A 14909-nucleotide genomic window follows, 5' to 3' on the forward strand; every position below is an offset into this window, starting at 1 on the left:
TGGCATTACCACGGCTAAAGGCAATGCAGTTAGAGACGCACAGACTGAAGTTGCCAACGCTCAGGAAGTAGCTGTTACCGCTGTGAATAAAGCGCTCGCTGCTGCTCAATCTGGCATTACCACGGCTAAAGGCAATGCAGTTAGAGACGCACAGACTGAAGTTGCCGACGCTCAGAGAGTAGCTGTTACCGCCGCAAAGGCTGAAGTTGCCAACGCAGCTAGAGAAGCTGATCGGGCGCTGAAGGAAGACAATGATGCGGCACTTCAATCTGCGATCGCCCAAAAGGAAGCTGCAAAAGCCCGTGCCTCGGCTTCGCTTGCTAAGGCTAGAGACTATGCTAGGCTTGCCGTTTGGGAAATCGCTAAAGCGGGCGTGGCAGACAGCAAAATTCAGGAAATTGCGATCGAGATTACTAGTTCCGCAGACCGAATAAGAGACGATTCCAATCGAGACAGAGCTAAATCTACCAACCTAAATCTATCCGGAAACGCTCTGGAATCCTTCAACATAGCGAAAGCCAAGGAAAAAGTAATTACGGATGCACTGAGCAATGCCGAAACGCAAGAACAAGAGGCGCAAAAGGTCGCAGACGTGGCACCAGTTGCAGATACAACCAATCCGATCGATGGCGCAACGCTAGCGAAAACGGCAGCAGAAACCGCTCAAACGAACGCAAAAAAGGCCAAAGACGCTGCAGATAACGTTGAAGCAGCAGCAAAAACCGCGAAAACTGCTTACCAAGACCTAATGAACTCGACAAAGCAGGTGATAGATATCGAGCCTAAGATTATTCAGCTAAGAGATAAAGTGCAGGAATTGATCAAACCTACAACTCCCGGCAACCAAAACCAACCTCCTATTGATCCAGAGACTTGGCAATCTTTTGAAGATCTGTTCATGAAACATCAAGAAACACCTGCTGCACCACCAGACAACTCCAAGAATGAGGCAACGGATGAACTCAATTATCCAGCTTGGCCTGTTCTCCAAGATATGTTTCTCAACGCTCCCTCCAAAAAGGGTTAGTGGGCGCTAAAGCAAAATCAATGGACGTTGAAATTAGATCACTATTAAGGGATGGAAAGGCTATGGTAGAGGCAGCAACCACAGAGAAAAACAATGGTTCGCAAGGCTGGGCAGTAGATAGGGTCCTGACCATTAGGCGAACATGGGCTCTAGATACCTATGCGGAAAAAGCGCTCAAGGCAACGGAATACTGGATCACGCACCAGCAATGGGAAGAGTATAAAGGACATACCCATACGCTGGGGCTGGGACAAACAGCGAAAGATAGCCTGCCGAGGTACCTATCGGTTGAAAAAACTGATCAGTTAACCAAGAACATCGATAGTAGTGGTTTGGAAGATATTCCTAGAGCACTACTATCCAATTCCGAAATCTATGCCTTTGTCTTACTGCAAGCTACCGAGTCAGTGAGTAAAGACGACATTGCTGGTTTAGCAAGCGCAGTGTTACTACGAGTTTTGGACTTGCCCAAACGGTACTTTCTGGCGCGGTTGTTGGCAGAAGTCACTAGTTCTTTACAGATCAAGATTAATTCCAGTCAGACACGGATCGTCAACCTCACCCTGGAACAAGGAATTGACATTCGCTCCGGACAAGTGCGTGCTTCCGTGACGACACTCCTGGGCACCATACATCGAGAAAAAAATATCCCTGACTATCTCAAGAGATATATCGACGAGCGGAGCGCACTCCCAGAAAGTTCCTTCACCCCAACAATCCAGAAGTTGATAGTGGATTATTTGATCAAATTGGGAGTAGATTTTAAGACCAGAAAAGATCAGACATCCGACCAGCTTTTTGACAGCGGGGCTTACGACGAATACTTTATTCTGGCTTACAACGAAGCCCTAAAAACGAGCGCGGCTGCCGATGACCCGATTGACACGGCGCGGATCAAGGGTGGTCAAGCGACCTGGAATTTCCAAGTCGATGGCTTTGAGTCGGTCGATCGCCAAGGTGTGATTCCAGCCAACATCAAAGCAGCAGGTGCTTTGGATTATGTCTATACGATCGGTGAAGTCATGCGGGTATTTGATGTTGCCAATGCATTGGTATTGCGTTGGGCTAGCGGGATGCTCGATATCCCGGAAGGAGCAACCGCCAGTGCCCTTTACCGCTTCCACAAACTGCGAAACGAGCGCAACACACCCGCTGAGCGTGCCATGCTCCATAAACGAGTGCTGAATAAAGGGAATGGGAAGTTATTGTCCAATATGGTCGTGAATACAGCTTTCTCAGGGCTGTGGCACCAATTGATGGCAGAAGTGGCAGAATATATTCGCAAGTCAGAACGCAGTAAAGATGTTTGGGTCTCGAAATCGTCACTCTACCAAGCTACCAAGAACTTGCAATATAACCTGACCGAGCACATGACGGGGATGTCCCATGTGCAAGTCACTGAAGACTATGCTCACCTTCAGGAAGCGCTAGACATCCTTCGGTCTGATGAAATCCTGACGAACTTTGGGGGGCGACGCAAGAGCCTTTGGAGCGTCCTTGAACAAGTTGCTAAGGAAGACCTGGGGGTGATGATCCCCACTTCAACTCTGCGATCGCTCGCTGTTGAGGGCAACAAAATTTTCCAGTGGGTGGCTGGTTATGAAACCGAAGCGGCAGTGCGTGCAACCGATTTCGATCGTCTCTTGAGCGCCGCCGAGTCCTGGATCATTGCTCAGGCATCACTGGAGTCGAGTAGCCGTAGTAAGGGCTCTCATAAAATGCCAGCGGGTAAGGCTAGGAGAAACCTACCACCAGCCCCCTCCCCCAAGCATCGAGAACCCGTAAAAGCCCATAAAGGTGGGGATTTTGACGATTGGGATGTTTAGCTGGCATTAGGTTTGGGCCATTAAGGCCCAATTACAGCTAATAACTAACAAATCACCAACACCCCTCGTTTACCCACCCTTCCAGGAGTATTGCAATGCCCGAACACCAAGAACTAAAAGATCAAGCTCGTGCCAAAACCCGTGAACTACTGGCTCAATCTCAATCCTTCCTGACGATGGATCGATCAGAGCAGATGATGCTGTATAAGGAGCTGGTGGATGCTCACTACAACGGCTTAGCCGAAGCTCAAGGACTGTCGACCGAAATGACGGCAGGCGATCTGATTGATTCAGATCGGCACTTCAATCAACGTGTGGGAAAGAAGGATCAAACGACCGCAGATATCCTTAGCGATACGGTTAAAAAAGTAGATTTTCCTGGGTTTGTGCGAGATTTGCTCAACGGTGTTTTTGATGCTAATTTGAACGCCAACATCAAACAGATGGAAGCTTTTCAGAAACTCTTGAAGGAAGCCAGCAAGTCTCTCGCCCAATTTGCCAAAGAGGTTGACGACACCGAGGCTCTGTACAGTCTGACCAAACTCAACAACGATTACAAGCTGGGCATGGCGCAAGGGGGTCAGGGCAGTGGGCGTAGCAGGCGTCAAGCGACCCCCAAACAAGGCGCAGCGTCCCCCCCCCAAGAACCGCCACAGCCTGTGCTTGTAGACAACAAGACTGGTAAAGAGGTGAGTCTGAATGACAACGCTATTCAAGCCAAGCTATTAGATATCAAGCTGGCGATGGCGAAAGAACGCCGAACCATGCTGCGAGAAACGATCTTGATGGGTGTTTCTCGCTTAGTGGTGGAAAAAGGAACCATTCGGGCAAGCGTGAAATTTAGCATTAACGCCGACGAAACAACAACCAACACTGACACAGGTCATGAAGATGCTACACGAGTGGCAACTGACTACTGGAACGTCGACCTCGGCATTGTCAGTTTTGGCAGATCGAATACAACAACCAAAGTCCAGGTTTCTGACGCTAGATCTGAAACGACCATGGGAGCAGATTCCTCTACAGAATTAGAAGGGTTTGTCGAAATTCAATTCAAGTCTGACTACTTCAAACTCGATAACTTCAAAGAAAGCTTTGATTTGGGCGCAGGGCAAGTTGCCTCTGGTGCCACACCTCGACAACAGCTTCCGCCTGTACCCGCACCTGCACCCACACCCAGCGCTTAGAACCCATTCAACACCACAATCAGTCTATGGCACTGGCAATTTTGCGATTTCAGGACAGTGATGGCGGCAAAAGTCGCTTCCAGATCGATTTGGGCACAAATCGCTTCTACACCTACGCGATCGCCAGCAATCAAATGCACCAGAACGGATTAACCCTACTGGAAGACCCTACCTACATCTCGCCCGTGATCGGACCTTTACCCGAAAGCAGCTTGGGTCGAACCATTCTAGAGGTCCCGAATCACAAATTCGATCGACAGCATCGCCTGATTCAGATCACCAGTTTTCGGACTGCTGATCGAGTTGGACCTGCCTACTCTGAAGCGATCCAGGTGGTCAGCATCAGCCCAGAAGCTTTACCTGCAAAACTTTTACCGACAAAACCTTTACCCGTATTCAGTAGAGCTAAGGCTATGGACAAACCACCCGTCGAAATCGTGCCTTTCCAATATCGGGAAGTGCAGCCCATGAGTGATGCGATGTTCCTGGGCGGATTGATGAATGTGTTCAAGAATGTTGCAGGGTCAGTTGTTGGTGCGGTAGCGAAGGTGGCTCCTACGGTTTTAGGCGCGATCGCGGGTGGTGGTGCTCCTGGCGCAGGGGGGGGTGCTGGCGGGGGAATTGCTGGATTGCTTGGTTCCGTATTGCCTCAGTTGGCTGGCGTGATTGGCGGTTTGATGCCCCAATTAACGCCCGGAAGTGCAGAAGGTGGCGCAGCCCCTGGGCAACCGGATGCTAGCCAAATTACAGCCCTGCTCGCAGCATTGCTACAACAAATTGGCACTGCTGTTCCCGGACAAACGCCTGCTGGTTCAATGACTCCTGTCTCTGGCACTGCTCCAGCCCGACCTCAGCCGATCATGAATCACGCGCCAGTATCATCCCGTCGCTCAGCGGTTCAGGCACAGTCGATGGCTTTATCGGTGCAAAATTATTATTCCGATCGCCCCTACCAATCTACCGCTTATGGTTTTTCTGCACCTTCTGAAGAAGAGGATGCCGATCCCTACAGTGAAGGGAAGTCTTATGACTATGCCAGTGAATATGCTGGCTCTCTGTCGGCTGATTATGCGGATGCGCTTGAGTATTCAGAATCAATGTTTCTGCCCATGCTGGGAGGATTGTTGTCTAGTCTCCTTCCTAGTCTATTGCCCGCTATCCCAAGTTTGCTCTCGTCGTTGGGGCCGCAACTAATGAACATTTTCGGCTCTTTATTTGGGGGGCAGAAGACGGCAGGACAGATGAGCTTGATGTTGGGAGTGGATGAAGCCGAGGCAGACGATCATGGGGTGTTGATGGCTTTGAGTTTGGCGATCGCGGCGGCTCCCACACCGGACATCGTGTTTCAACGGGTAAGTGCAGTAACGCTGGAGTTTACCGATCTTAGTCCAGTGATGATGCATGGTAAGTCACGGTTTTTGTATCGTCACGATCGAGATATTAGTTTCTCCCTGAAGTTGGAAACGCCACAGCCTGTTCGCAAGGCAAAACTGCAATTGCTGGTGAAAGATCCTAAAACGTTGAAGGTGTTGATTGAGCAAAATTACCCGATCGAAAGCGCCACGACTGGAACGCTGACTGTGGTACCTAAGATTAGTAAGGAGCAACTCAAAGCCCTGACCGTGAATGAAGAGTATTTGGTCTGTGTCAACTTGGTGTGGCAGGGACGATCGAAGAAAACTGGAGAGATCAAGCAATTGGGTACCAGTACTCTGAAACTGATGACCCTGGTGGGCGAATATCTATTCGATCGCGTGGAAGGAACGAGTGAAACGATCGCGCTGAATGATGTCGATCGTCATCGTCCTTACTGGCACAAAGTTTGGCAAGGTGATTTTACCGATGATTTGCGGCGAATCAATTTTGAGTGCAAATACTACTACTCTCTGGAGAATAACCGCACCGAAAATGCTCGCATGGAAACGGTGACCCAGGTGCTAGAAGATGATCTGGCTGGTCGCAAGAGTCGCCTGAAATCAGGATTGATGGTCAGTCCTTACGGGCTAAATGAACTGCTGGGACGGCTTGGGAAACATCCTCAACTCAGTGAAGCAGAGTTAGCAGCGCTAATGTCTTCGGAGTTTAAGGGACGATTTAGCCATGCTGCCCGCACTGAGGTGAAATTTAGCGGCAAACCCCGACAAACCGTAGCGTTGTGGGTGTACCCAGAGTTCAAGCTGCAACAGGTGTTTTTGAAGCAGGTGGAGCAGACGAATGGCAATGGTCATGTGCTGTCACTGAAGGAGCATCCAGTTTATTTTCCAATGCCTGCTGTCGCTCATTTTATTGGAGTAAGTACGTAGGGATAAGGTGGGCAATGTCCAATTCCGAGACTGGTACGACAGAAAGAGTACTGCCTCCTTCAAGAACATTTAACAAAAAAGCAACGAGCTATACAGCGAATAAGGAAACAACTATGCCGTTTACACCACCGTTTAGAAATTACGTTTCCGGCGATTGGTTCTATGGGTTATCTGGAGGGAGAGGAAAACTGGTGGAACAGTTAACTGGCAGGACCGCAGCCAATTTGGCCAACGTAAATACTCCTGTTTTTATCGATCAGTTGCTTATTGACTTTGGCAAGAACAATGTACCAACTATAAACAAAGATTTTGCAGCGTACTTACGTGAATCTGATAAGACTCAAGAAATTGTGCAACCGGATGATCTAGGGGCATCATCGAGTGATGATGTTGTTGCAAATTTAATATGGAGAAGAAAAAGTAAGGCAGCTCTACAGTTTCTGGTCAAGCACAATCACTTCGTCCATTTTGCGTTAGATGTAGAGCTTGTTGGACACATGAACGATGTTGTGACTAAGCCGGAGGTAGTTAATTTTAGTTTCGGACCGAAGTACAATTTTAAGTTGGAAGACGGCTTTAAGTTACGAATTATCACTTTTGCTGAACTCCGCTTTGCATACCGAAACAGGGGTGATGCTGATTTTCAAAAACGAATTCAATTTTGGTGGGGAAATGGACAGCATACTTTTACACAGGGACCTCCCCCTTGGGAAGTTCAGCCAGACTTGTGGGCTCAGTACAAACCAGAATCAGAGAAATCTCCTCAAGAGGCTATAGCAATAAGTTCATCTCAAACATTATTTCCTAGTATCCAGTTAGGACTCAACTACGCCCTATCTAACGAACCAATTCTGCTCAACGGCATGAAAGTCATCTTCGATCAACCTGTTGGTGTGTATCCCGTCACCCTGGAATCAAAAGTGGAGGAGCAGCACAATGGTAACGGAAGATAATTCATCCTCCTCGAAACCGTCCACTAACAAACCCCTGATCTCACCCAATCTCCCCACCACAAACATCTCTCTACCCCCCGCCAACTGGAACCTCTTCGATGCTGCCGTCAAACTACAAGTAATGACGCGAGATGAGGCGATGGCACCATTAGTGAAGCAGATTACCCTGCGTCCCAAAGCTCCCGTTCCTCCCTCATCCCATCGGTTTGATCTGTTTGATGCAGCAGCGCAAGCGAAAGCTCCCGATCGCAGCTTACTCACGCCCTTTGCTCAACTGGTCGAAAAGTTGACCGACTATGAGAAACAAATTGGCACGCCCAAACTGGGATGTGTAATGACGATCGAGCAGCTAACGGTCGATATGCCGATCGAACTGAAAGTGACAGTTAACCCAGATGGCACTGTTCAGGTTAAAGGTTCACCACCCACACAACTGGTGAACACCACCGTCATGCCCGTGTGGCATCAGATGAGACTCAGGATTGTGAGGGAGGATGACGAGTAGCAACAACCGCTCTTGGAATCTGGAAACGTTTCTGGATTCACTCATCTATGAGTTAGACAAAGCTCAAGACACTTTGTCGGTGAAAGGCATGAACCGAAAACTGACTTACACCGTTAAAGATATGTCGCTAGATTTGCAAATCTTTCCCGAATTTGATGGTGATACCGTTCGCTTCGTGACCGCCCAACCCGGTGAAACCGGAGCCTCGAAAGTCACCTTCCAGCTGGGTTCCATCCGCGATCACCAGATTCAAGAAGTCTCCCGACGACCCCCCGCTCGCAATGATGTTTCGATCGAAGATTCGCCCCTACCAACTGCAACCAAAAAGAAATTGGAGAAACTCGGCATCCGTTCTGCCAAAGACCTGGAAACCATGGAGCACCAAAATGTTGATATTAAAAAGGTGACTGACAATGCTGTAGATGACTACCAGGGATTAGCCGGACTACTCAACCAGGGTCGTCGTCAGCAAATGGCTCCCAGCGTCTCGAAAGCTAGCCTGTCTCAGGCTCAGGGCAAAACTATTCTCACGTTAGAAGGCGATAATCTCGCGATCGCCCATTCCCTCGATCAATTCCCGGTTGCCGCCATTAATAATCAACCAGTCGAGATCCTCTCGGCCAGCGATAAAGAACTCAAAATTCAGATCAGCGAGCATCACCTGCAAGATTCACAAAGCCAACTTCACGTTGCCCTCGACCCCTATGCGATCGTCTCAATGAATTTACAGCTTCCCAAACCAAAGCAGCAGGCAGCAGGCGGAACGCAGAGGGCAGAAGAGACTTAATTCAAAATTTATAATTCAAAACTTAAAACTTCCCCATGATTTCCTCCAGTCACCCCAGCCACAATCGCCTATTCGATCTCGAGCAATCTCTGTTGGGCTGGAAGCAGTCCGCCTACGGTTCCAGGAGCGAATTACCCCAGACTGAGCATGAGCAGACACCTGTATTGAGCGATCGCCTTGAGTTAGAGGATGAAGGGGACTATGAGGATGACTATGAATACGAAGATGAGAATGAAACTGCAAATCAATATGAAGATGAACAAGTTACGGATGATGCGGCAGAATTGTTTTCCAGTTCTGTTGCCAGACCCGATTGGTTTTCCTACAGGAGCTTAGCAAATCGTCTGGAAAGCCGAACCAGAGGGTTGGAATACAACATGATGCGACAACAACTGAGGGATGCAGCAGTAGAGGCAGATGATCTCCTGCTTGAACCCTCCTTTTTTAGCGATTCACACTCTGGTGCGGCGACAGCAGGCCAACCCGACGAAGAGCACTTGCTCCCCCTGGCTTTCTCAGCTACTGACCCCTCTACTGAGCAACCTTTGATATCTGAAACGGATGCCTTTAACCTGCCAGATATTGATTTGCCAGACATTGACCTGCCAGACATTGACTTGCCCGATGCAGATTTACCAACTTCAACGCCTCCTCCCAGGACGGATGGGTCTGGCGACGGTTCGTCCTATGGCTCTCTCCTGCAAATGATGCAGTCTGCCCGCGGGGGCGACCCCAGTGCTGACTTTGAGGATGCATCATTCGCCACGGCCCAAACAACCCGCACGATCGATGTGGAAGCTCAGGCGATCGCAGATCTGCAAGACGATTGGGATGATCCACTTCCCGACCTTTTTGATACCACTACCACTCCCATTCCACCCCCACCCAATCCTAAGTCCTTACCCTCATAGCAACCGTCACTTTAACGAAGTACACCCCATTCCCAATCCCTGATCCTCAATTCCCGCTCCCCCACTCTCACCCCCTTTCAGCCTTCTACTTCTGGTGGTTACTATGTCAATCTTCAACGGCTACAATCCCAATTCCCTCCTAGCTCTTGAGCAAAGTCTGCATGGGAACACCACCGTCAGCGAGCCATCTCAAGAATCTTCAGTTGAGAAACCCGAAGCCTCTGAAATCCCCCAGAACGACCAGATGGAAGCTCGTGCCTTCGATTGGGATGAGGCGATCGAACTGGCCTATGAGGATGAGGAAAGCCCTGAGGCTAAAGCCGTGAACTGGGAGGAAGATGAGGATCGCAGCCAGGAGTTTGGCCTAGAGGATAACGAGGTTCCAGTCTATGACGTACAGGCGTTTTCGGTAGAGGAAGAAGCTCCCCCAGTTAATGACCCCCTGTCTCACTCCAATTCCCTGTTTGCGCTAGAGCAGAGCGTTTACGGTATCCCCCCGATCGCACCCACCGTCCAGCCATTTTCAGTAGAGGATGCTGAACCAGAGCAGCCAGAGCACCCTGAGATCGAGTCTCATGCCTTTGACTGGAATGAAGCGATCGCGCTGGAATATGAAGGCGATCCCGAATCCTCTGCCCAATCTGAGGCGCATGCATTTGATTGGGATGAAGCTATTTCTCTGGAATATGAGGGGGCAGAGCACCCCCCAGCGGAGTCATTTGAGTGGTTGCCTACTGACGAAGATAGCTATGGTCTGGGTTTGGGAGATAAACCGCTAACCTTCACAGTGGAAGCGTTTGCCGTTGAGGATGAGGAAATACCCACCGAGCAAGCTGGGGCATTTGAGGCGGAGACAGAATCGGAAACGATACCGAAGGAGACGATCAACTCTGACAGTAATGCCTCTGGGCTGAAGACTGAAGATGATGCAGCACTTCATCCGGTAGCCCAACCTGTGACAGATTCCTCTGGATTTGATGTCGTGGACGAGATGGAGGACTCTGTAAAAGAGCCTGCTGAAACCAGTCACACCAATGACCTGGATCACGATGACGAAGATGTTCTAATTTCCCATAGTCAGCCCGATCCCGCTTCTGAGGCAATTCCAGTGCAAGCCACGGTGGTGAATCCCACTCATTCACCGCAAAAGTCGGCAGCAGCGATCGATTTCGAGCAAGCAGCAGCGATCGATTTTGATGCCCTGGAACTTGATGCCTTGGGGCATAGCATGGCCGAGACTTCCCAGTCCGCTGATGCTGAGACCTTTGCTGCCGATGTTGCTGCCATCTTACGGGGTGAGAAAACCTACGAACCAGCAGAGACAACGCCTGCTCCTCCAACTGAGCGATCCGCTCCCCCAGGACCTGCCCCGAAAGACAACGCGCCTCCGTCCCAGGCACAATCCTTACCCCCGAAACTGCCCAGTGCTCATGATGTGTTTGACCAGATGGGCAGGAGCATGGCTCACGCCACGGCGTTTGACCTGGGCACTTTTTCCCTGGAGCAAACCTTTGATGAATTCGATGCTGTTTTAGATGAGGAGGAAAAAGCATCCTCATTCGGCTACGATGCCGAGGAAGACACTCCTATAGCACCTGCGATCGGCCAACCCTTAGAGTGGAATGAGGATGAATTAGCGGCAGATGTTGCCGCGCTCAGTGTTGACCAACTTTGGCAACCAGCCATGCAATTTCAACTAGAGGAAAACGACATTAGCACTCTACTTGAGAATGTTCCACCCAATCCCAATGAGCTAAAAAGCAAGTATTTAACCCGCTTAAAGAGCGAAGCAAAGAAGCGGTATGGCAAGAAATATAGCCCTACAACTGATGATCCCAATATCAGTACAGCAGTCGAGACACTTTGGCAAAAAGCCTCTGCGCCTAAAGTGACCGCCCAAAATCTCAAGGAACGGTATTGGCACCATATCAGCATCGGTGGTACCAAGGCTGATCCCATGGCATTGACGGGCTATCACTGGACGGGGTACGAAACAGGAGATGCGAAATTCCAACGAATTGGTAAACCAACTGTAACCGATCAATGTGGAGTTTATCAGCAAAAAATTCAGCACAAAGAAACCCAAAAAGAGAAAAAAGATGCGTCTACGTTCTTCCCCGATGCCTGGACTGAACAGCATTTTGATGCGCTCTTCCAGTATTTTGCAGGACGAAAAGACTTCAACCCTAACAAAAATGGAACTTACCCCATTGATGCAGCGATCAATGGCGATGTGACCTGTATTGGAATGCAGATTTTGTTTATGCCCAGTGCTCAAGGCGAAGGAAGTTGCATCCCGGTTTGGACCCCACCTAAACAGAGCAAAACTCAATCAGTGGATGAGGGAATATCTGATTTTCCTGATTCAGAAATGTATGCTGCCTTGAATCTGGAGGAGCAGCTCGCAAGCGATCGAGGAGCCTATTTTGCAGATTCCTTGTCCTTGGAATCAGATTTTAATGCCATGCTCGAAACCCGACTTAAGTCTGAGAATTTAGATTGGCAGATTCAATTGAAGTTCTTTTTAAGTCAGTTATCGTCTAACCGGAAACTGTCAGAGTTAGCCAAAGATAGTGGCGCTCTCTCCCAACTTTCTACAGCCTGGGACATCTTACACGAGCAAACGCCGACTCCACAGTTGACCAAAATCCAAATGACCAAAATCGAAGCTGCAACAGACACTTTGGCGAGGGCAAGAAAGGGAGTGGTTTTGGATGAAGCCGCCATTCGTGGACGATTGACAACTTTTGCGCTCGCAGTGAATGCGGCTGTCAAAAATGAGGAAATTCCCCTGGAACCAGACTTCAATGCCAAAACATTTAACGATCTCCTGAAGGGTCGTCTTGCATTTGAGAGTAAGTACGGCGCATGGGGTATTCCTCAATATAGAGATTTTCTGGGATATTTGAACTTTGACGAAGCTTTAAAAGCATTGGCTCATCAAACTGGAGCAACCACATTACTATCTGTGGCATGGGACATATTAGGCGACGAAACCCATTCCTTGTTTAACGATATGCTCAGTGCGGTTAGCAGTTTAGCCCATGCAGAGCAGGGAATCTCCCTAGATGCTGCCGCCGTTCGCGATCGATTTAAGACATTTACCCAGAAATCAGAGGTTGTCCTCAAAAAATTGGCAACCGACAAGAACTCAGAGCGCGGTATGGTACTCACCATTGAAGTTCCATCTGCTGCTTCTACTGACATTGATACCAGCAGTTACCCCGAACTTGCCCTACTCGATCAACAACTCCAGCCACTGATTGACCTGATCAAACACATGGGTCGGCAGACAGGCGAGAAGCCTTGGTCTGAATGGTTTAAGGAGAAGTTTGCTACGGTGAAGGGCGCAATTCCAACCTTAGCGACTATGGGAGTTTGGTCTGGGCTGAGCGCAGTCATTAATAAATTGATTAATGCAGGCTTAATTGGGTATTCGATCTTGGGTTATAGCGGTACTATGGTTACTTTTGGGGCTAATGTCCTGACTCCATGGCAGGCAACGATCGAATTTCCCAAGATGATGAAAAAACAGCTTGGTCTCTATCGGCTCAAGGAATACGGGGAAAAGAAACTCAAACTTCCTACGACTGATAGGGTCATAGCGGCGATCGATACATCAATTAACTCCATCGATTGGAACGCTGTCAAAACGGCTTTTAAGGTGACTCCCTTTGGTTTGTTAATCACAGCTTACTCTGCCCTCAAGTTCATTACTTTGAAAGTCAAGCCTGCGGTCAATTTCTACTATCCACAAGCCAAAGCTTTGATTGCAGCGGCTGACACGATCCATGGTGGTGGCGCTCAGACCAGCGAGAACAGGCTAGCGATGCTCACGATTCTTCACCTAGCTGGCACTCCAGAGAAGTTTGTGCAAATGATGACCTGCCGCGAGAAAGATGCTTGGGATACGCTTGCAGACTTGATCGATGGCTAAATTAGGCTCAGCAAGTAGGTTAGGTTGAACCTTGTGAAACCCAACATCGAACTGGATTCTGTTAAGTCACGTTAACGCTTTATGATACAAGTCAGGAGTAACAAGCATGAGCGATCGCCTCTTCAGCCTGGAACAACAAATCGAACGTTGCAAACAAAAAGCACAGGCGGGTTTCTCTGAAGCTACATCTTATGAAAAAGATGATAATCTACAGGACAATCGTTTGCTGGCATTGCAACAATCTCTGAATTCGTCCCAATTCGGTTATGGTCTTGAGTTTGGGCTAGTAAGCGGCGAGGAAGAGGACGATCGGTTGCTGGCACTACAGCAAAGCTTGGAGGAAACTTCAGCACCAAAATTTAAGCAGATAGGGTATGCCGATGCCTACAGTTTCAGCAGCAGAGGACGGAAAAGGTTTGAGGCAGATGATAATAGAGATTCTGATATCGAAGATGATGGAGATTTCGGCATTAATGATGAGATGATTGATCAGCTAGGCGATCGCCTCACCAGCAAATTTGAAGAGGTGGATGAACACATTAAGGAATGGAGCGATCGCCTCACTAGCAAATTTGAAGAGGTGGGTGAGAGAATGAAGGAGCGGAGCAGATCTTCTCGATAGCCTCAGACAATAAGCATTACAACTTTTATTGCAACTTTGACAACAAGCCGATCCAGACTTGTCTAAAGCCAATACTTAATAGTTGCCTAAAAACATTCCTAGTGATCTCACCATAGAATTGATTAGTTCGGACAGACATCCGTACAAAATATGGAGGAGCCAGCAGGATACGATATTAAAGCAACTGATCATTACTCAACTATTGAACACATTAGCCCATAGCTTTTAGGAATATCCTGATATTCCTAAAAGGAGGATTCGCTCCATGTCAGACGAAAACCTAAGAACCGTTTCTAAGCCCGATCCTGATAATTGGGCTCTTCTTCAATCCTTCTTTCTGGAAGGAGGATCGGTTGCGCCTCCCCCATCCCCTGTCCTCGACAACTGGGATGTCTTGGAATCGATGTTTGACTTGAGCAATGGCAACGGTCGCCCTGTACCCCCCGGCAAACCAAAACCTCCTATCTCAGAACCTTCTGTGCCTCAAACTGACCAAGACGCTGCTAAAGACAGTGCAGTCACAGCCGCCCAATCTGACATTACAACTGCGAAGAATGAAGCGGTCACCGCAGCCAAGTCTGACATTGCGATCGCTAAAGACAATGCCGTGATAGCCGCGAAATCTGACATTGCAACTGCGAAGAATGAAGTGGTCACCGCAGCCAAGTCTGACATTGCGACAGCTAAAGACAGTGCAGTCACAATCGCCCAATCTGAAGTTACAACTGCGAAGGATGAAGCGATCACCGCAGCCAAGTCTGATATTGCGACAGTTAAAGACAGTGCAGTCACAATTGCCCAATCTGAAGTTACAACTGCGAAGGATGAAGCGATCACCGCAGCCAAGTCTG

At 48.9% G+C, this 14909-nt stretch carries 11 protein-coding genes; all 11 read left to right on the forward strand.

The genetic code is table 11. The features are described from left to right. Window positions 1-1027: hypothetical protein (locus AC5I6P_RS28795; RefSeq protein ID WP_495697218.1), on the forward strand; the 1027-nt coding region annotated here is incomplete at its 5' end. Window positions 1028-1089: 62 nt separating this feature from the next. Next, window positions 1090-2853: a hypothetical protein gene (locus tag AC5I6P_RS28800; RefSeq protein WP_495697219.1), complete on the forward strand. Its 1764-nt coding sequence runs from the start codon at window positions 1090-1092 to the stop codon at window positions 2851-2853. A gap of 95 nt (window positions 2854-2948) precedes the next feature. Beyond that, the gene (locus AC5I6P_RS28805; RefSeq protein WP_495697220.1) at window positions 2949-4040 is read left to right on the forward strand and encodes a hypothetical protein; all 1092 of its coding nucleotides are present in this window, start codon (window positions 2949-2951) and stop codon (window positions 4038-4040) included. Window positions 4041-4066: 26 nt separating this feature from the next. Next, entirely contained in the window at window positions 4067-6343 is a 2277-nt protein-coding gene (locus AC5I6P_RS28810) for a hypothetical protein (protein WP_495697221.1), read from the forward strand. Window positions 6344-6357: 14 nt separating this feature from the next. Continuing rightward, the gene (locus tag AC5I6P_RS28815) at window positions 6358-7296 is read left to right on the forward strand and encodes a hypothetical protein (protein WP_495697222.1); all 939 of its coding nucleotides are present in this window, start codon (window positions 6358-6360) and stop codon (window positions 7294-7296) included. Continuing rightward, window positions 7280-7801, forward strand: a complete 522-nt coding sequence (locus AC5I6P_RS28820; RefSeq protein WP_495697223.1) for a hypothetical protein — start codon at window positions 7280-7282, stop codon at window positions 7799-7801. Before AC5I6P_RS28815 ends, AC5I6P_RS28820 begins: the two co-directional genes overlap by 17 nt. After that, a complete protein-coding gene (locus tag AC5I6P_RS28825; RefSeq protein WP_495697224.1) occupies window positions 7791-8588 on the forward strand; it encodes a hypothetical protein in 798 nt (265 codons plus the stop codon). The genes AC5I6P_RS28820 and AC5I6P_RS28825 overlap by 11 nt, the downstream gene beginning before the upstream one ends. A 35-nt stretch (window positions 8589-8623) precedes the next feature. Next, complete coding sequence (locus tag AC5I6P_RS28830) at window positions 8624-9499, forward strand: hypothetical protein (RefSeq protein WP_495697225.1); 876 nt, start codon at window positions 8624-8626, stop codon at window positions 9497-9499. 103 nt (window positions 9500-9602) lie between these two features. After that, window positions 9603-13436, forward strand: coding sequence for a hypothetical protein (locus tag AC5I6P_RS28835; RefSeq protein WP_495697226.1), 3834 nt, complete (start codon window positions 9603-9605; stop codon window positions 13434-13436). Between the two features lie 106 nt (window positions 13437-13542). Beyond that, window positions 13543-14058, forward strand: coding sequence for a hypothetical protein (locus AC5I6P_RS28840; RefSeq protein WP_495697227.1), 516 nt, complete (start codon window positions 13543-13545; stop codon window positions 14056-14058). 265 nt (window positions 14059-14323) lie between these two features. Next, a partial coding sequence (locus AC5I6P_RS28845) for a hypothetical protein (protein ID WP_495697228.1) occupies window positions 14324-14909 on the forward strand: 586 nt, incomplete at its 3' end.

Source organism: Myxacorys sp. (genome assembly GCF_059501405.1).

Coding starts and splice junctions, on each gene's coding strand:
- AC5I6P_RS28800 (WP_495697219.1), top strand. CDS start 1,090: ATGGTAGAGGCAGCAACCACAGAGAAAAACAATGGTTCGCAAGGCTGG.
- AC5I6P_RS28805 (WP_495697220.1), top strand. CDS start 2,949: ATGCCCGAACACCAAGAACTAAAAGATCAAGCTCGTGCCAAAACCCGT.
- AC5I6P_RS28810 (WP_495697221.1), top strand. CDS start 4,067: ATGGCACTGGCAATTTTGCGATTTCAGGACAGTGATGGCGGCAAAAGT.
- AC5I6P_RS28815 (WP_495697222.1), top strand. CDS start 6,358: ATGTCCAATTCCGAGACTGGTACGACAGAAAGAGTACTGCCTCCTTCA.
- AC5I6P_RS28820 (WP_495697223.1), top strand. CDS start 7,280: ATGGTAACGGAAGATAATTCATCCTCCTCGAAACCGTCCACTAACAAA.
- AC5I6P_RS28825 (WP_495697224.1), top strand. CDS start 7,791: ATGACGAGTAGCAACAACCGCTCTTGGAATCTGGAAACGTTTCTGGAT.
- AC5I6P_RS28830 (WP_495697225.1), top strand. CDS start 8,624: ATGATTTCCTCCAGTCACCCCAGCCACAATCGCCTATTCGATCTCGAG.
- AC5I6P_RS28835 (WP_495697226.1), top strand. CDS start 9,603: ATGTCAATCTTCAACGGCTACAATCCCAATTCCCTCCTAGCTCTTGAG.
- AC5I6P_RS28840 (WP_495697227.1), top strand. CDS start 13,543: ATGAGCGATCGCCTCTTCAGCCTGGAACAACAAATCGAACGTTGCAAA.